We start from the raw sequence: 17,587 nt of genomic DNA on the forward strand, positions 1-17,587 counted from the left end.
ATGAGAGTCGTCAGAAGCATTAAGCAACTGCGCGAAGCTTTGGAATATATGAGACAAGGTGGGCATACCCCGATTGGGTTTGTTCCAACCATGGGATACCTGCATGAAGGACATGCCAGTCTGCTTCGGCGGGCAGGAGAAATGAGCAACACGGTCGTTATGAGCATATTTGTGAACCCGCTGCAGTTCGGACCGAATGAGGATTATGATTCCTATCCGCGCGATGAAGAGCGTGATTTGGAGCTTGCGGAACGCGAAGGTGTCGATATTGTATTTATCCCCAGTGTGGAAGAAATGTATCCGCAGCCTACCCGGACTACTGTCTCGGTATCAGAGCTCACCACTCGACTTTGTGGGGCTTCGCGTCCAGGACATTTTAATGGCGTAACAACAGTTGTTAATAAGCTATTCAATATCGTGCAGCCAGATTATGCTTTCTTCGGGCTAAAGGATGCTCAGCAAGTAGCTGTGCTCCGCAGAATGGTATCTGATTTGAATATGAATGTTGAAATTGTACCTTGCCCTATCGTTCGTGAAGGAGATGGACTTGCACTTAGCTCGCGTAACGTATTCTTATCTCCAGAGGAACGTTCTCAAGCACTGGTGTTATCTCGTTCCTTGCGTGAAGCACGTCAGTCCATTGAAGAAGGAAAAGTAACAACCGTTGATGAAGTGCGGGAATTGTTGACCTCGGTTATTTCCAGCTCTCCTTTGGCGGTCATTGATTATGCGGAAATACTGACTTTCCCTAATCTGGAAGGCTTAGAGAACGAAGTTTTATTAAAGGATGTAAATGGGGAAATTATTATAGCGCTTGCCGTGAAGTTTGGCAGAACGCGATTAATTGACAATAATGTATTTATTCCAAAGGAGGTTGCCGCTCTTGTTTAGACATATGATGAAATCCAAAATTCACCGCGCGACGGTGACAGAAGCGAACTTGAATTATGTGGGAAGTATCACCATTGATGAGAACTTAATGGAAGCGGCAGATATTCTTGAGAATGAAAAAGTGCAGATCGTGGACAACAATAATGGTTCACGGTTAGAAACTTATGTTATTCCAGGGCCTCGCGGCAGTGGTGTGATCTGCCTAAATGGTGCAGCTGCACGTCTTGTTCAACCGGGAGATACAGTAATTATTATTTCGTATGCGATGCTGTCTTCGGAAGAACTGGAGTCGCATAAGCCAACGGTGGTATTCGTGGATGAGAACAACAGACCAGTGAAGCTGGCTGATCATGAATTGCATGCTACAATCGCTTAAATTATGGACTTACGCCATGTAATGAATGGCAGGGATGAAAGACCCCGTTCTCGCAGAAAATGAAGTCAGGCAAGCTGAACTGATTTCATCTTCAGTAAGGGGGGATAGCCCATGTTTCAACATTTGTTTGCTGAAATGAACAAGGTGCTTCAGGAGATCGTTACAGATTACCCTACAGCGGAGGGTGCCCGCCGGAATGAGCTTTTATGCAATTATAATATGCTGCATCGACTTAGTGATAAAGTGATGGATGAATGGCTGGCCTTTGCAGAGAAGCTAAGTCACTTTCGTGAAAGTGTAGATTTTACGACTGTGGTTGAAGAGGAAGTGCCAGAGCAGGAAGCACCCGAGCTGTGCATGGATACTTTTGTTAGAGGTCAAGGGTATTATAAGCTGCTGATGTATGGGAAATGTATTGAACAGTTTAAGGAAGTTATTGTGCAATATCCGGATAGCTTGGCTGCTCGATTATATTTAGCCATCTCTTACCTGCAGGAAGGGGAGGGGGAAGCTGCTTGGAGCCATCTGAACCATATGCTCGGTTTGATACGGGAAACCAAGCTGAAGGCAATGGTTTATAACGCTTTAGGTTGCATCAGGGCCTCTCAAGAACGTTTCAATGAAGCGCAGGAGCTGTTTGCCCTTTCTTTGCAACTTGACCCGGCACTTCCTGAACCAACCGTTAATTTGGAGGTTTGCCGCCGCCGAGGAGGTAAGCTTCATTTCGGAAATCAGCTTGTTTCATTATTGTAAATTATTACGTTTACGGTTTATTATTCCGCGTTTTCATTCAAGCGATGCATCCCCTGAACCAGTGGTGTGCATCGCCTTTTTTCGCAACTTCTGTTATGCTGATTAAGAGTCTCAATTGAAAGGGAATAGAATTATAATGAAATTTGCCGTGCTTGATTTTGAAACAACGGGAACCCAATCCGTGGGTGAAATTATCCAGGTTGGCCTTGCAATTATAGAAGAAGACCGGTCCATCTCCCGGGTATATGGTTCCTACGTCAAGCCCAGAACGCCGATACCTCCTTTTATAACTGGTCTAACGGGGATTACCGACGATGATGTAAAGGATGCACCTGAGCTGGATGAGATGATGATGGAGCTTGTCCCACTCTTGGATGATGTTGTGCTTGTAGGGCATAATGTCGCATTCGACTTCCATTTTTTGCAAAATGCCTTAGACCGATGTGGGTATTTACCATTTCAAGGGCGGATTTTAGATACGATTGATTTTCTGAAAATCTGCTTTCCTTCCCTCACATCCTATCAACTAGGATCAGTTAGTGCACATTTTGGAGTGACGCACGATCGTCCGCATCAGGCAGACAGTGATGCACTCGCAACTGCTCTTGTATTGCTGAAATGTCTGGAGGAGCTCTACGATTTGCCTCTGCTGACGATTCAGAGACTCTGTGAGCTGTTTAGGGAAGAGGATAGTGATCTGGGTTGGTATTTTGATGGTCTGCTGCGTGAACGGGAAGCGGAGACGCTTCAGCCCGAAGGTGATCTGACTTTCTATCGTCAATTAGCGCTTGCTGTAGGAGACTGGAACGAATTAGCTCCACCTCGAGACGAGCATGCTGAGAATCCACTACACAATTTATCTTTTACAGATTATATGGATGAAGTAACGAAACGACTTAAAGAAACTTTGCCACAGTATGAAAGCCGAGAAGCTCAGGATATTATGATCAATGAGGTGATGACGGCACTTGCCGAAGATAAGCATCTATTGATCGAAGCAGGGACAGGAACCGGTAAATCCCTTGGTTATTTATTGCCTGCCATATACCAAAGCGTACGCACTAATGAAAAAGTCATGGTCAGCACTCATACTATTAATCTGCAGGATCAATTGCGTGAGCGTGATATTCCTTTGTTAACGCAGGTAGTTCCTTTTCCATTTAAAGCTGCAATTTTTAAGGGCAGAGGGCATTATTTGTGTCTTCGTAAGTTCGAACATAAAATTAATAAAAAAGACTTTATAAGTCCGAGGGAAGATGCGCTTACTGCGGCTCAGATGATCGTTTGGCTGACACAAAGTGAATCAGGAGATGACGAAGAGCTCAATCTAAGTGGACGTGGCGGAGATTTTTGGGAGACGGTAGCAAGCGATACCGATTCTTGTCTGGGTCGCTCGTGTCCTTGGTTCCGTAAGTGTTATTATCATCGGGCTAAGCATGAAGCTGGTATTGCAGACGTGGTCATTACGAACCACTCTAAGCTTTTCGCAGATGTTAAGGCTGGGCATCAACTACTTCCGGCTTATGAACATCTTGTAATAGATGAGGCCCATCATCTGGAGGACGTGGCTGGCAAGCATTTAGGCATGCATATGAAGCATTTCACGGTGGCACATACACTATCGCGTCTTTATAAGGATAGTCGAAATGGCCAACTTCCTACACTTCGCCAAATGCTTCAGTCATCAGGCAGTGAGGAAGCTTCTGAATGGAGCGGAGTGATCGATAGAATCTATCCGGACCTTCTTACCGTAAAAGAAACCTGGGATCTGCTTAGTGATAAACTATTCAGCCTCTTGCCGGAACGCAGCGATGCAGCGGCGGGAGAAGCCGGCCAGTTAGTCATGCGGCTACTTCCTACCCGTAAACCGAAAGATTGGGATGAATTGGTTGCTTTAGAGAATACTATGAATCTGACATTAAGCGAAATTATCCGTAAAGGTGATAAAATGCTTAATGAGATGCGAGATCAAGAAGGTCAATCTTCCTCAGATAGCCTAGTTACCGATATTAGCGGCTTATTTAAGGATTTAGCTTCTATACGTGAGCAAGTACGGTTTTTTATGGGATTAAATGATGAGAATGTAGTATATTGGCTGGAGGCGAATGGAAATTATCGCAGTAAATCGCTACAGCTGTATGCCGTTCCTGTTGATGTTAGTACTCAGCTTAAGGAGCTGTTTTTCGACAAGAAAAAAAGTATCGTACTAACTTCGGCGACACTCTCTGTGGATAAATCATTCCAGTTTATGATTGATAATCTCGGACTTAATGAAGCTGCGGAAGAGGGGCGTCTGATGACATCACTCCTGCCTTCTCCCTTTAAGTATCGGGAGCAGGCGCTGTTAGTTATTCCGCGGGATTTCCCAAGTGTGAAGGGGAGTGTAGGCGATGCCCGATTTGTCGATACACTCGTACAGTCACTAGCAGAAGCAGCTATTACAACACGTGGGCGGATGCTTGTCCTGTTTACTTCTTACAAGATGCTACGCCAGGTTTACGATCCTCTGAAAGAGGCTCTAGCCTCACAAGAGATCACGGTGTTAGGTCAAGGCGTGGAGGGGGGCAGCCGTAGCAAGCTGATCCGCCGTTTTCAGGACAGTGCAGCTTCTGTACTGTTAGGAACAAGCAGCTTTTGGGAAGGTGTAGATATTCCAGGTGAAGCATTAACATGCTTGGCCATCGTGAGACTCCCATTTCAACCGCCAAACCACCCCCTAGCGGAAGCGAAGTCTGAGTTATTACAAGCCCAGAAAAAGAATCCGTTCATGAAGTTGTCTGTTCCTCAGGCGGTTATTCGCTTCAAGCAAGGATTTGGGAGGCTGGTACGGACAGCGCAAGATCGGGGTATTGTTATTGTGTATGACACAAGGGTGATCGAATCTCACTATGGGAAGTATTTCCTCTATTCGTTGCCTGGCCCGAAAATGGAGCATATGCTTACGGATCAAATGGTTCCTCGTATAGCGGAGTGGTTGGAAGACGGAGGCGTTTCTTGAAAAGAACGTCATCGATCTTATTAATCACTCTACAAGGAAGGGCGGTATAAGAATACCGCTCTTCCTTGAGACGAGGTGCAGATATTTCGATAGGATTTGAACAGAATATCACTTAAATTAGGAGGTAAATTATGAAATCGGATAAAATATCAGAAGCCGTTGTTCGCAGACTTCCTGTGTACTTGCGTTTCTTGAATGATCTCCAGAAACGTGAAATATTAACCGTTTCCTCACAAGAACTAGGACAAAAACTTGATTTGAATCCTGCTCAAATTCGTAAAGATTTAGCTTATTTTGGAGACTTTGGTAGAAAAGGTATCGGGTATGACGTAACTTATCTTATTGAAAAAATCCGTCATATTCTGAAGCTGGATCAACAATTGAATGTGGCTTTAGTAGGTGCCGGTAACCTTGGACATGCATTATCTAATTACAATGCTTATCTGAAAGATACTATGAAGATTACCGCTATATTTGACTCCTATGCACCTAAGGTAGGGCGGAAAATCAACTCTCTTACCGTTCAACCGATGGAGGAGCTTGGTCAGACGGTTCGTGAGCAAGGTATTCGAATTGGGATCATTACTGTGCCTGATTCAGAAGCGCAGAATGTAGCAGATATTCTCATTGAGTCTGGCATTGAGGCGATTTTGAATTTTGCACCAGTGATTCTAAAAACACCATCGAATATCCGGGTTCATGCTGCCGATTTTACAACGGATTTGCAAAGCCTTGCTTATTATTTGAAAGACGGAAAGGAAGAAAGCGGAAATGAAGAGCAGTAAAACGATTATTAAGGGCGGGCGTTTTCTTATTCCGGGAACGGATGAGCCGGTTCTGAATGGATATATGACTATTGAAGATGATTTGATCACTTACATAGGAAAAGAAGAGCCTTTAATGGAAGATGATGTGCAAGTTGTTGATGGCAGTCGTCTGCTGTTTATGCCAGGTCTGGTAAACACACATGGCCATGCGGCAATGTCATTGCTTCGTGGTTATGGAGATGATTTAGCACTTCAGGTGTGGCTTCAAGAGAAGATGTGGCCGATGGAAGCGAAATTCACTGGAGAAGATGTATACTGGGGAACCTCCTTGTCGGTACTGGAAATGCTAAAAGGTGGTACTACAACCTTCTTGGATATGTATGATCATATGGATCGAGTAGCAGAGGTAGTCGAATTATCAGGCATTCGTTCTGTACTGATGAGAGGCGTAATCGGATTATGCCCAGAGGAAGTACAAAATCACAAGCTTGCGGAAGCGATTTCTTTTGCACGAAATTGGCATGGTAAGGCTGATGGTAGAATTACGACGATGATCTCGCCACACGCCCCATATACTTGCCCACCGGACTTCTTTGTTAAGTTTGTTCAAGCGGCACATGATTTGGATTTACCGATGCATACCCATATGTCCGAGACCAAACGCGAAGTGGAGCAGAATGTGGTGGATTACGGACTTCGGCCAGTAGCGCATTTAGAGAAGCTTGGAATGTTCACACGTCCGTCTATTGTTGCACATGGCGTTCATTTGAATGATGAAGAGATCGAGATACTGGCTCGTCATGATGTAGGCGTGTCTCATAACCCAGGAAGTAATCTGAAACTGGCTAGTGGAGTGGCTCGGGTTACGGATCTTCTAAAGGCTGGTGTGAAGGTATCACTGGGTACAGATGGTGCGGCAAGCAATAATAACCTGGATATGTTTGAAGAGATGCGTCTTGCAGCCCTCATCCATAAAGGTGTAAGTGGTGATCCGACGGCTGTTCCAGCTCCGGAAGCGCTGCGTATAGCTACAGAGTATGGCGCAAAGTCTATCTTTTTAAATGATGTGGGTAGACTCGCTGTTGGCATGAAAGCGGACTTTATCGCGATTGATATAGACCAGCCGCATTTGCTACCACACACAGATCTGTTGTCTCATGCTGTATACTCTGCCAGTGCCAAGGATGTTGAGCATGTATGGGTGAATGGTAAACAGGTTGTAAAACACGGAGAATGTGTAACGCTAGATGAGGAAGCAATCCGTCGTAAGGCACAAGAATCATTTGATGGACTGCTTAAACGGTAGTCTAAGATCATAACGAATAACTGAAAGGCTGTGACTTTCTGCGATTGCAAAGTTACAGCCTTTTGTGTTTCTGATAATTAGATCATTGAATTGGATATGAAACTTTGGATAAACACACAGGTGTGTTATATAATCAAAAAAGATATATTACTAGAAAGGGAGCTGTACCTTGAAGAAAAGGAAAAAATGGATCCTCCTGGGGTCAGTTCTGATTCTGCTCCTTCTGTTCGGACTTATCCAGTTCTATGCTTATATTATGAAAGATCAATGGAACGAGCGAGATATCGCTAAGGATGTCGCTAAAACCAGTGCTGGTCTGACAGAGGTAACCAAAGCGCAGAAATCCGTGTGGGATGATAATGCGGTGTACTGGGTCTTAACAGGGAAGAATGAAGCCGGGACCGAGTTGATGGTTTGGGTACGTTTTACTGTAGACGGGAAGTTTGCTGAAGGAACCGACGCAGTATATGCTGAAGAACTAAGTAAAGGGACCTCTGAAGCGAAAATGCGTAGCCTTATAAAAGCCGATCTTCCGGACATCAGCATTGAGCGGTTGTTGCCAGGAGTATATAACGGGGAGTATGCTTGGCAGCTTTTTTATAAACAAAGCGGTCGATATTATTATCAATTTTATCGGTTCTCAGATGGGGCTCGAATGGGTGAAGGTTACAGTTTACCTAGCCGCTAAATTAAACAAAAGCATTATAGGAGAAACAAGCGGACCATTTATGGTTCGCTTGTTTTTTAAAATGACATATTATTTGATATACTATAAGTACACGAATTGTGATATACTATAAGAGTAGTTTTTATGTATTGGTATTTAAAGATTCATACGAAAAAAGGTCTGTTAGTTAAGAGTAACAGCCCTTTTTTTGTCGAATTAAATCAATAAATTTAATAAAATGGAAAGAATTAAAAAATAAAATTTTAAATATCTTCACACTTTTTTTCAATATAGTATATACACCTGTGATATACTACTGTTTGTAATTAGAACAGTGTTAGTAGAACGTCAGGCTCTGATGAGCTCTTAGCAGCTATGACTTTGGATCATTCTGTTTACATTTTTTCATCTTTGAGAGGAGGACGTTTCTTGAAATTACGTCTTGTACCTGTACTGATAACGTCTCTACTGTCGGCTATGCTATTATTCGGAGGATTCTTTTTATATCGTCAGTTTGCTTTACAGGAACCGCTCCAAAAGATTGTAACCGGATTTGAGGGAGTAAATACTTCACATATTAGTATTAACCGCGATGAGGTCACTTTGAAACTTGATTTGCAGCCGGGCACGAATTTACGTGATCTAGTATCGTATGTATCCAAAGAAGGAAAATCAGTGATTGAAGGACGTAAACTTAAACTCGATGTGGAGCAAAATTCAAGTGAACTATTGGATGATTACTGGGATAAAGCGATGTTCTCTGTAGCTGAAGCCATGGAGAGCCGTAAATATACGATTATACCTACAGAACTTGATAGATTGAAACAGCAAAATACGGAATTTAAAGATGTGATAGCATCTACTGATATCGACGACAACAATGTGTACGTAAGCTTGAGTAATGGAAAAGAAAGCAAATTTATTATTTTGCCGCGAAAACCTGCGACCTTGGGGGTATGGAATAATGCCTAAGTACCTTAAAGAAATTTTACTCGGATTTATTCCTGTGCTGTTTATTTTCATGGCTTTTTTAGGTATTAATATATTCCCGATTGTTATAGCAGCTGGAATGCTTACTGCATTACTTATAATTGCTCATTTGCGTGGCGGGCTTACGGTGAACGCTGGTGCGGGGAAGAAACGCCAGAAGGAAGGGCCTTCAAAGCTCACTTTTGAAGAAATTGGTGGGCAAGACAATGCGAAGCAAGAGCTTCGTGAGGCACTCGATTTTTTGATCCGGCACGAGGAGATTAGTAAATTTGGGATTCGTCCTTTGAAAGGGATTCTGCTCACTGGCCCTCCAGGAACAGGTAAGACCCTTATGGCCAGAGCAGCAGCGCATTATACAAACTCCGTATTCGTAGCTGCATCAGGTAGTGAATTTGTAGAAATGTATGTTGGTGTCGGGGCTGGTCGGATCCGCGATTTGTTCAAGGATGCTCGTAACCGTGCTGTTAAGGAGAACAAACAAAGTGCCATTATTTTTATTGATGAAATTGACGTAATTGGCGGTAAACGTGAAGGCGGCCAGCAACGTGAATATGATCAGACCTTGAATCAGCTGTTGACTGAGATGGATGGTATTTATAATAACGAAACTCCGCGTATTCTACTGGTAGCTGCAACAAACCGGAAAGAAATGCTTGATTCGGCATTGCTACGTCCTGGACGCTTCGACCGTCATATTCAAGTGGACATGCCTGACAAAAAGGGCCGCAAATCGATTCTGGAATTGCATGCGAAGAATAAACCTCTTCATCCAGATGTGAGTCTCGACAAAATTGCTGAAGAAGCCTATGGCTTTTCCGGTGCTCAGCTTGAAAGTGTTATGAATGAGGCCGCGATTTATATGATGCGTGAGGACTTGACGAAAGTTGAGCAGCGGCATCTGTCGATGGCGATTGACAAGGTAATGATGGGTGAAAAAACGGATAGAGAAACAAATCACGAAGAGAAAAAGAGAGTTGCCATTCATGAATTGGGACATGCCATCATGGCAGAGCTCCTTCGTCCCGGAAGCGTTAGTCAGGTTACGCTGACTCCGCGTGGGCAAGCCCTTGGTTATGTGCGACATAATCCTCAGCAAGAGCAGTATTTGTACACCAAAGATTATCTCGAAGATCAGATTATGATTGCACTTGGTGGAGCAGCTGCTGAAGAAATGTATTATGGTGGACGAAGCACAGGTTCACGCGGTGATTTCGATCAGGCGCTGAATATTGTGGAAACGATGATGAAGTCAGGTTTAACTTCGCTGGGTATCGCTAAGCTGGAAATGGTTACCACTGAAGAGCTTATGAAGGAAAATAGTAAGATATTGGATGAGCTGATGACGCGCACTCGTGAGCACCTTGAAAAGCAACGAAATGTATTTGATTACTCTCTTGACATTTTAATGAAGGAAGAAGTACTCTCTGGAGAGCAATTTCGATGTCAATTTCGTGACAGCGTCCTTTTACCAGCATAAATATTTATGCTGGTTATTTTTTTTTACTTTTCAGGCATGCTAAGATATCATTATATGTCGGGCTTTATAAATTTTTGCGACAGACAAGGTACAATACAAAAGTATAGATACCTGAAAGGATGGAGACTTTTTTATGAATTTCAAAAAAATAGGTGTCATCGGCGGTGGCACAATGGGACAAGGTATTGCTGAAATGTTAGCAGCCAAAGGCCTGGATGTATTACTAGTGGAGAAAACCGCGGAGAAACTGGACTACTCTTACGAAATGATCGAGACAAGTCTAGATAAGCAACTGGAGAAATGGGCGATCACTCAAGCTGAGAAGAAGCTGATTCTTAGCCGCATTCAAAAAGTGACACATTTCGCGGAGCTCAGCTCTTGTGACATGGTTATCGAAACCATTGTTGAGGATTTGGAAGAAAAGAAAAAGATTTTGAATCAATTGGATCAAGTATGCCCGAACCACATTATTCTTGCCAGCAATACATCAACACTTAGCTTGACTGAACTTGCAAGTTCTACGATGTATCCGGAACGCGTGATCGGAATGCATTTCATATATCCTGTAGCTAAAGTGGATCTTGTAGAAATCGTACGTGGTCTGAAAACTTCAGATGCTACTTTTGAAGATACAAAATCCTTTGTTGATGAGATTGTTGAGAAAAAAGGTGTAATGATTTATGAATCCCCAGGATTTGTAACATCACGCCTCATTTGCTTGTTTATCAATGAAGCTATGCATGTGCTGCAAGAAGGCGTTGCCTCCGCACAGGATATTGACGATGCTATGCGTATTGGTTATCAATTCCAATATGGACCGCTTGAAATGGCTGACAGATTTGGCCTGGATTCGGTACTTGCGGCACTCGAAAATATGTTCCGTGAATACGGAGAACTGAAATACCGTCCTTCTACAATTCTTAAGAAGATGGTACGTGCAGGACAACTGGGTATGAAATCAGGAGAAGGCTTCTTCAAGTACGACAAGGATGGTGACCGTGTATGAATATTTTAGTTATTAACTCAGGTAGTTCTTCTTTGAAATATCAGCTGTATAACATGACCGATGAATCGGTTTTGGCTAAGGGTTTGGTTGAACGTATCGGGATGGATTCCTCCATTCTGAATCATAAACCTACTGGCAAAGCGGAAGTGACAGAAGTAAGCGAAATTCTGGAACATAATACTGCGATCCGCAAAGTCCTTGCTTGTCTTACAGACAAAGAGCATGGTGTAATTGAATCTATTAAAGAAATTGATGCTGTAGGTCACCGCGTAGTGCATGGTGGAGAGTTCTTTAAATCCTCCGCACTTGTGGATGCTGACGCAAAAACGAAAATTCGTCAATTGTTTGACCTTGCACCACTGCATAACCCAGCAGCAATGATGGGGATTACGGCTTCTGAAGTAAATATGCCAGGTGTACCGCAGGTTGTTGTCTTCGATACTGCATTCCACCAAACCATGCCTGAAAAAGCTTATATGTACGCTATTCCTAGAGTATTGTACAATAAATATAAAGTTCGTCGTTATGGCGCACACGGTACATCACACGACTTCGTAAGCAAGGCTGCTGCGGAGTACTTAGAGCGTCCGCTGGAAGATCTGAAGATCATTACATGTCATATCGGTAACGGCGGTAGTGTAACTGCAGTTCAAGGTGGAGTGTCCGTGGATACTTCCATGGGTATGACCCCTCTGGAAGGTTTGATGATGGGTACTCGCAGTGGTGATCTTGACCCAGCAATTGTCCCTTACGTGATGAACAAGGAAGAATTGTCCGTAGGCGAAGTTAACTCCATGTTGAATAAACATAGTGGCCTCTTAGCAATTTCGGGCGTAAGCAGTGACATGCGCGATATTATTGATGGTATGGAAAAAGGTGAGCCTAATTCCACACTAGCTTTTGAAATGTATGAGTACCGCTTGCGCAAGTATATCGGTTCATATACGGCTGCCATGAACGGTGTAGATGCGATCGTATTTACTGCCGGTGTTGGTGAAAATGCTTCATTGCTTCGTGAGAAACTGCTAAATAACCTTACGTTCCTGGGTATTGAGTTGGATGCTGAAGCTAACAAAGTTCGTTCCGGCGATCCACGTCGTATCTCTACGGAAGATTCCAAGGTACAAGTACTAGTAGTTCCGACAAACGAAGAACTTGTCATTGCACGTGATACACACCGTATTGTGCAAGGAATTAACGGCTAAATTAGAGGAGAGATTGAAGGCATGGCTAACAAGAGTGTAATTAAGAACGTGAATGAACATGTTGGAGAGAGTGTTGTTATCGGTTGTTGGGTAAACAACAAGCGCTCCAGTGGTAAAATTCAGTTCCTCCAGCTTCGCGATGGTACAGGTTATATTCAGGGAGTTGTAGTAAAATCAGAAGTGCCTGAAGAGGTATGGGATGCAGCTAAGAGCCTCACACAGGAAAGCTCTTTGTATGTGACCGGAATTATCCGCGAGGAACCTCGCAGTCAATCTGGTTTTGAAATGACTGTAACTGGAATTGAAGTCCTGCATCTTACAGAGAATTATCCAATTACTCCGAAAGAGCATGGCGTAGATTTCTTGATGGATCACCGTCACCTCTGGCTGCGTGCCTCGAAGCAGCGGGCTGTTCTGGTAATTCGTGCGGAAATTATTCGTGCAATCCAACAGTTCTTCAACGAGAGTGGATTTACAAAGGTGGATCCTCCGATTCTGACGCCAACGTCAGCAGAAGGAACTACTAACTTGTTCCACACGAAGTACTTCGATGAGGACGCCTATCTAACACAAAGCGGACAGTTGTATATGGAAGCTGCAGCAATGGCACTAGGCCGTGTATATTCCTTTGGACCAACTTTCCGTGCAGAGAAATCTAAGACTCGTCGCCACTTAATTGAGTTCTGGATGATCGAACCAGAAATGGCCTTTACAGATCACGAAGAAAGCTTGAAGGTTCAGGAAGAATTTATTAGCTTCGTAGTGCAATCTGTATTGAAGAATTGCCGTGCGGAGTTGGAAGCGGTAGGTCGCGATATTTCCAAGCTGGAGAATATCAAAGCACCATTCCCACGCATTACTTATGACGATGCGATCAAGTTCTTGAACGATAAAGGCTTTGAAGATATTGCTTGGGGTGATGATTTCGGTGCACCTCATGAAACAGCAATCGCAGAAGCATACGATAAACCTGTATTTATTACTCATTATCCTGCTTCTTTCAAAGCGTTCTATATGAAGCCAGATCCAAACCGTCCGGAAGTCGTACTGTGTGCGGATATGATCGCTCCAGAAGGCTACGGAGAGATTATTGGTGGTTCACAGCGGATCGATGATCCTGCGCTCCTTGAAGAGCGTTACAAAGAGCATAATCTTTCGATGGACTCTTACAAATGGTACATGGATCTGCGTACTTACGGATCTGTACCTCACTCTGGTTTTGGACTTGGACTTGAGCGTACTGTAGCTTGGATCTGTGGCCTTGACCATGTACGTGAGACTATTCCATTCCCACGTACACTGTACCGTCTCTACCCATAAGTTCTTATATTTGAAGGGGGACGTTCATGGACGGCAAAGGATGGAGTACCTGGGGCGAAGGCGTCTCCTTCGGTCTGGAGAACGGAATGGCCGTCATACCTTACGCATTACTGAAGTATTACCGGAAGCTGAATTTAAGCGGAAGTGAAGCTATGCTGCTGATACATCTGCTTTCTTTCAGGCAGGTGGAAGGGATTGACTTCCCTTCTCTTGAGGAGCTTCAGGTTGTAACTGGCCGTAGCATATCTGTACTAGCAGGAGAGTTGCAGAAGCTTATGAAGGAAGGTTTTATTAGCATCGATGGAGACAACGATGAGCTAAGAGACATCCATTATGAACGCTACAATTTCTCAGGGTTATACGGAAAGCTTGGTGCTTATCTAGCGACAGTTGTACAAGAGCATGAGCAAGATAAGCACGTAGGTGGCTATGCAACGTCGGCACCTCGAGCTGCTTCAGGGGGTGGATTCGGCGGAAAGCCCCCCTCATCTCCTTCTCAACTTGGGGCTGAAGAGGAAAGCCGAAATCTATTCAGTATTTTCGAAAAGGAATTCGGACGTCCGCTATCTCCAATGGAGTGTGAGACGATATCCAGTTGGGTGGATCAAGACCGGTATCCCGAGGAGCTGATTCTGTTAGCGCTGAAGGAATCTGTATTTGCAGGAAAGGTTCATTTCCGTTATATTGATCGAATATTGCTGGAATGGGCCCGCAACCGGGTCAAGAACGCTCAGGATGTTAAGAACTATACACAAAAATTCCGCAATGGCGGAAGATAGATAGATTAGGAGAGAACCGCACTGCTTTAGCCCATCGCTAAAGTCAGTGCGGTTCTTTTTAATATTTTTATTAAAAAGTGCAGGGGTAGTTGTAATCGGGTGCGTCTATTGCTGTGGGAAGGAGGGGAGAGTCATTGAAGAAGAGGTATTAATCCAGCGGATTTGCCAAGGTAACGAGGATGCGTTCCGTCAATTTGTAAATACATACAGTCAGCAAATTTACAAAATTACTTATTCTGTATTACGCGATGTCAAAATGGCTGAAGATGCTGCTCAGGAAGCTTTTTTACAAATGTACAAATCTCTCCCTGACTACCGTTATCAAGGCTTAAAGTCATGGATTACACGGATCGCCTTAAATAAGGCAATTGATGCGAAACGTAAACGTGATCGACTTAGGGAACTTCCTGTTGACTATGAGCTTGTACTGAGCCAGACCGCTTCCAACGAAGAGGATGTGTTGTCAGGTGTTATACGCCGTGATCGGATGGATCGGCTGCTCGGTGAAATCAATAGCCTGCCTGAAACTCATCGTGAAATTATGGTGGCTTATTATCTGGAACATAAAAGATATGATCAGATTGCTGCAGAGCAGGGAATTTCCCTGAAGACGGTAGAGTCCAGATTGTATAGGGCGAGACAATGGATCCGAAATCATTGGAAGGAGGACGAATGGCTATGATGAAGCGTGGAGACGATCTAATCCAACGGGAACAAGCGAAATCTTATATTGAAGGTCACATGGACGAGGCGACCAGAGAAGATTGGGAACAGTTGCTGCTGGAAGATACGGAAAGTTTTACTTCATACATGGAAATGTTGGATGAGCTACAGGAGGATCTGCCTTCATTGGAGAATTCGTCTATTTTTACAGAGAGGGTTATGGCAGATTGGGCTAGTATGACGGAATCGTCAGCAGCATTGGAACAAGTGACGGTTGAAGAAGGGGTACGGCGAAATCGCTGGTATGAAAAGACAATCTTTCATTATGCGGTTGCCGCGTCACTTACGCTGTTGATAATGACATCTGGTATGTTTGATAAGCTGCACACAGGTCAAATGGAGCTTATGATCCCTAAAAAAGATAATTCCCCATCATTTAGCGAGCAAGTCATACAGGCAACTAGCGGATGGTTGGATCAGCTAATGGGCAGCAGAAAGTGATGAGAGGAGAAATGAAATATGCAACAGCAGCGTAGTAAATTAAAAGCTTTTTTTCTTAATTTGATTCCTGGAGCAGGTCATTATTATATGGGAAAACGCCCACAGGGAATTGTTTATCTTCTGTTAAGCTTTGGCATCTTATTTATGTCATTCTTAATAGCTGTGGCTGAAGGTGCCGAGGATATTCTATTAATGGGTGTGATAGGGTTCCTACTTATTGGGACGGTTTCGATGGTGCATCTGGTGGTTAAAATGCTCCAGATGCCTGCTCCGGCAATGACTCCAGATGGATCGAATTTTGATTTTTCTTCAATGCCCGTTAAGACAGACGATAATGAGCGTGTACATGTAATTTTATTATCGTTCATTCCAGGATTGGGTCATTTTCATATGGGGTTGATGCAGCGAGGATTGTCTTTCCTCATTTCTTTCTTCGGTTTCATGACCGTGATGTTATTCCTGGCAGGGATTACGTCAAGTGATGTTTTCCTTCTCCTGTTTGGCGTATTACCAGTGATTTGGTTATATTGTATGTTTGATGCGGTTCAGTTAATCCATCGTAAGCAAGCTGGAGAAGAAATGGTAGATCGTACTTTATTCGAAGAGATGGAGGCTGGTCGTGAGGAGGGGCGCCGGAGCAAAGTTTTGGCTACATTGCTTTCTGCTTTTCCGGGTGCCGGACAAATGTATCTAGGGCTGCAAAAAAGAGGATTACAGCTCATGCTGCTATTTCTAGGGAGTATTTATGTCATGGACCTACTGCGTTTAACGCTGCTATTCTTCCTCATTCCAGTCATTTGGTTTTACAGTTTGTTCGATGGCTTACAGCTTGTCAGCCGACATGGACGTGAACCTTTACAGGATAAGCCAGTCATAGAAGGATTTTTAAATCATCAAGGATGGCTTGGAGCTGCTCTGATGTGTCTAGGACTGTATTACATTGTAGTTAATGTCGCAGTTCCTGCGCTTGATATCAGATTTCCTGGATGGCGTTTAGAGTATATAGTCAATGAATATTTCAGGACCTTTATCGTATCTGTGCTGTTGATTGGCGGTGGTTTGAAGCTGATGGCGGGAAGCAAGAACAATAAAGGGAGAAAAGGGACAGGTGGTCATTCTTGAATAATCCGACAGAATTACAGCAAGGAGTTATTGTTTCAAGTGAGCGTCCGGTTGCTGAAGATAAATCAAGACGCTGGCGTGTTGGAACGTTGTCGATGGGATTGAGCCTTTTATTTCTGGGAGCACTAATCATGGTCTCGCAGTGGAGGGGCGCCGAAGTGTTTGAGACGACGCTTGCTTGGTGGCCGATCATTTTTATACTATTAGGCTTAGAAATTGTGATATACACTTTATGGTTTCGTGGAAAAGGAAAAATGTATTATGATGTGCTAAGCGTTCTGTTCGTAGGGTTTATAGCTGTATGTTGTTTGGTTTTTGCGGGATTTAGTTCTTTAGGATTAACACAGGAATTTCGCCGTACCGTTTCAGCTGTGCAAGAAAGTTACGCATTGCCAGATTGGAAGGGAGCCGTTCCAAAGGGCGTTAGTACCATCATTATCCAAGCTGCAGAGCCTTATGGGATTAAAGTAGATCAAACGGGTGGAAACGAGCTGAATGTATTCGGGAGTTATTCTTCAAATAAAGGAAAGCTACAAGAAGCACAAGAACAACAGCTGCTTCAAACTAAGCATGTTGGGAATACGCTATACATCATTTTAGGGGAAACTCCTAGAGATCTGCTATTCGATAATTCTAGGAACACGCTGGACGTGACTGTTGGGGCTCCGGCTAATGTTAAAGTGATTGTTCGAGATACTTATGGAAATGTTGTAACGGGCTAATCATGGCCTTAAATTGAAAAAAAAGATCGCTTCCTGACCAATGT

At 43.7% G+C, this 17,587-nt stretch carries 17 protein-coding genes; all 17 read left to right on the top strand.

Annotation, left to right across the window (positions count from 1 at the left end; all coding sequences use genetic code 11):
- Positions 1–891, top strand: coding sequence for a pantoate--beta-alanine ligase (gene panC, locus NSQ29_RS05825; RefSeq protein WP_341124539.1), 891 nt, complete (start codon positions 1–3; stop codon positions 889–891).
- Complete coding sequence (gene panD, locus NSQ29_RS05830; RefSeq protein ID WP_042129504.1) at positions 884–1,267, top strand: aspartate 1-decarboxylase; 384 nt, start codon at positions 884–886, stop codon at positions 1,265–1,267. Before panC ends, panD begins: the two co-directional genes overlap by 8 nt.
- A 111-nt stretch (positions 1,268–1,378) precedes the next feature.
- Positions 1,379–2,020: a tetratricopeptide repeat protein gene (locus NSQ29_RS05835; protein WP_341124540.1), complete on the top strand. Its 642-nt coding sequence runs from the start codon at positions 1,379–1,381 to the stop codon at positions 2,018–2,020.
- A gap of 136 nt (positions 2,021–2,156) precedes the next feature.
- A complete protein-coding gene (gene dinG, locus NSQ29_RS05840) occupies positions 2,157–5,018 on the top strand; it encodes an ATP-dependent DNA helicase DinG (RefSeq protein ID WP_341124541.1) in 2,862 nt (953 codons plus the stop codon).
- A gap of 131 nt (positions 5,019–5,149) precedes the next feature.
- Entirely contained in the window at positions 5,150–5,803 is a 654-nt protein-coding gene (locus NSQ29_RS05845) for a redox-sensing transcriptional repressor Rex (protein ID WP_076284581.1), read from the top strand.
- Positions 5,790–7,091: an amidohydrolase gene (locus NSQ29_RS05850; protein WP_042190113.1), complete on the top strand. Its 1,302-nt coding sequence runs from the start codon at positions 5,790–5,792 to the stop codon at positions 7,089–7,091. The genes NSQ29_RS05845 and NSQ29_RS05850 overlap by 14 nt, the downstream gene beginning before the upstream one ends.
- A 169-nt stretch (positions 7,092–7,260) precedes the next feature.
- Entirely contained in the window at positions 7,261–7,779 is a 519-nt protein-coding gene (locus tag NSQ29_RS05855) for a cell wall elongation regulator TseB-like domain-containing protein (protein WP_076284583.1), read from the top strand.
- A 408-nt stretch (positions 7,780–8,187) separates the two neighbouring features.
- Positions 8,188–8,730: a hypothetical protein gene (locus NSQ29_RS05860; RefSeq protein ID WP_042190109.1), complete on the top strand. Its 543-nt coding sequence runs from the start codon at positions 8,188–8,190 to the stop codon at positions 8,728–8,730.
- Positions 8,723–10,225, top strand: coding sequence for an AAA family ATPase (locus NSQ29_RS05865; protein ID WP_341124542.1), 1,503 nt, complete (start codon positions 8,723–8,725; stop codon positions 10,223–10,225). Before NSQ29_RS05860 ends, NSQ29_RS05865 begins: the two co-directional genes overlap by 8 nt.
- A gap of 133 nt (positions 10,226–10,358) precedes the next feature.
- Positions 10,359–11,231 (top strand): 3-hydroxyacyl-CoA dehydrogenase family protein, encoded by an 873-nt coding sequence (locus NSQ29_RS05870; protein WP_042129488.1) that lies wholly within the window; start codon positions 10,359–10,361, stop codon positions 11,229–11,231.
- Positions 11,228–12,436 (top strand): acetate/propionate family kinase, encoded by a 1,209-nt coding sequence (locus NSQ29_RS05875; RefSeq protein ID WP_042190106.1) that lies wholly within the window; start codon positions 11,228–11,230, stop codon positions 12,434–12,436. The genes NSQ29_RS05870 and NSQ29_RS05875 overlap by 4 nt, the downstream gene beginning before the upstream one ends.
- A 21-nt stretch (positions 12,437–12,457) precedes the next feature.
- Positions 12,458–13,756 carry an asparagine--tRNA ligase gene (gene asnS, locus NSQ29_RS05880; protein WP_036676308.1) on the top strand — a complete coding sequence of 433 codons (1,299 nt, stop codon included), beginning with the start codon at positions 12,458–12,460 and terminating at the stop codon, positions 13,754–13,756.
- Positions 13,757–13,782: 26 nt separating this feature from the next.
- Positions 13,783–14,535 carry a DnaD domain-containing protein gene (locus NSQ29_RS05885; RefSeq protein WP_060622747.1) on the top strand — a complete coding sequence of 251 codons (753 nt, stop codon included), beginning with the start codon at positions 13,783–13,785 and terminating at the stop codon, positions 14,533–14,535.
- A gap of 46 nt (positions 14,536–14,581) precedes the next feature.
- On the top strand, positions 14,582–15,217 hold the full coding sequence (locus tag NSQ29_RS05890) for an RNA polymerase sigma factor (protein WP_341124543.1): 636 nt from the start codon (positions 14,582–14,584) through the stop codon (positions 15,215–15,217).
- Positions 15,214–15,699, top strand: a complete 486-nt coding sequence (locus tag NSQ29_RS05895) for a hypothetical protein (protein ID WP_341124544.1) — start codon at positions 15,214–15,216, stop codon at positions 15,697–15,699. The genes NSQ29_RS05890 and NSQ29_RS05895 overlap by 4 nt, the downstream gene beginning before the upstream one ends.
- 18 nt (positions 15,700–15,717) lie before the next feature.
- The gene (locus NSQ29_RS05900) at positions 15,718–16,821 is read left to right on the top strand and encodes a hypothetical protein (protein WP_339266147.1); all 1,104 of its coding nucleotides are present in this window, start codon (positions 15,718–15,720) and stop codon (positions 16,819–16,821) included.
- A complete protein-coding gene (locus NSQ29_RS05905) occupies positions 16,818–17,543 on the top strand; it encodes a hypothetical protein (protein ID WP_341124545.1) in 726 nt (241 codons plus the stop codon). The genes NSQ29_RS05900 and NSQ29_RS05905 overlap by 4 nt, the downstream gene beginning before the upstream one ends.
- The last annotated feature ends 44 nt before the right edge of the window (positions 17,544–17,587 follow it).

It is taken from the genome of Paenibacillus sp. FSL F4-0236 (genome assembly GCF_038000135.1).
Taxonomy (GTDB): domain Bacteria; phylum Bacillota; class Bacilli; order Paenibacillales; family Paenibacillaceae; genus Paenibacillus_AQ.

Coding starts and splice junctions, on each gene's coding strand:
- dinG (WP_341124541.1), top strand. CDS start 2,157: ATGAAATTTGCCGTGCTTGATTTTGAAACAACGGGAACCCAATCCGTG.
- NSQ29_RS05850 (WP_042190113.1), top strand. CDS start 5,790: ATGAAGAGCAGTAAAACGATTATTAAGGGCGGGCGTTTTCTTATTCCG.
- NSQ29_RS05870 (WP_042129488.1), top strand. CDS start 10,359: ATGAATTTCAAAAAAATAGGTGTCATCGGCGGTGGCACAATGGGACAA.
- panC (WP_341124539.1), top strand. CDS start 1: ATGAGAGTCGTCAGAAGCATTAAGCAACTGCGCGAAGCTTTGGAATAT.
- NSQ29_RS05845 (WP_076284581.1), top strand. CDS start 5,150: ATGAAATCGGATAAAATATCAGAAGCCGTTGTTCGCAGACTTCCTGTG.
- NSQ29_RS05835 (WP_341124540.1), top strand. CDS start 1,379: ATGTTTCAACATTTGTTTGCTGAAATGAACAAGGTGCTTCAGGAGATC.
- NSQ29_RS05885 (WP_060622747.1), top strand. CDS start 13,783: ATGGACGGCAAAGGATGGAGTACCTGGGGCGAAGGCGTCTCCTTCGGT.
- NSQ29_RS05875 (WP_042190106.1), top strand. CDS start 11,228: ATGAATATTTTAGTTATTAACTCAGGTAGTTCTTCTTTGAAATATCAG.
- NSQ29_RS05865 (WP_341124542.1), top strand. CDS start 8,723: ATGCCTAAGTACCTTAAAGAAATTTTACTCGGATTTATTCCTGTGCTG.
- asnS (WP_036676308.1), top strand. CDS start 12,458: ATGGCTAACAAGAGTGTAATTAAGAACGTGAATGAACATGTTGGAGAG.
- NSQ29_RS05895 (WP_341124544.1), top strand. CDS start 15,214: ATGATGAAGCGTGGAGACGATCTAATCCAACGGGAACAAGCGAAATCT.
- NSQ29_RS05900 (WP_339266147.1), top strand. CDS start 15,718: ATGCAACAGCAGCGTAGTAAATTAAAAGCTTTTTTTCTTAATTTGATT.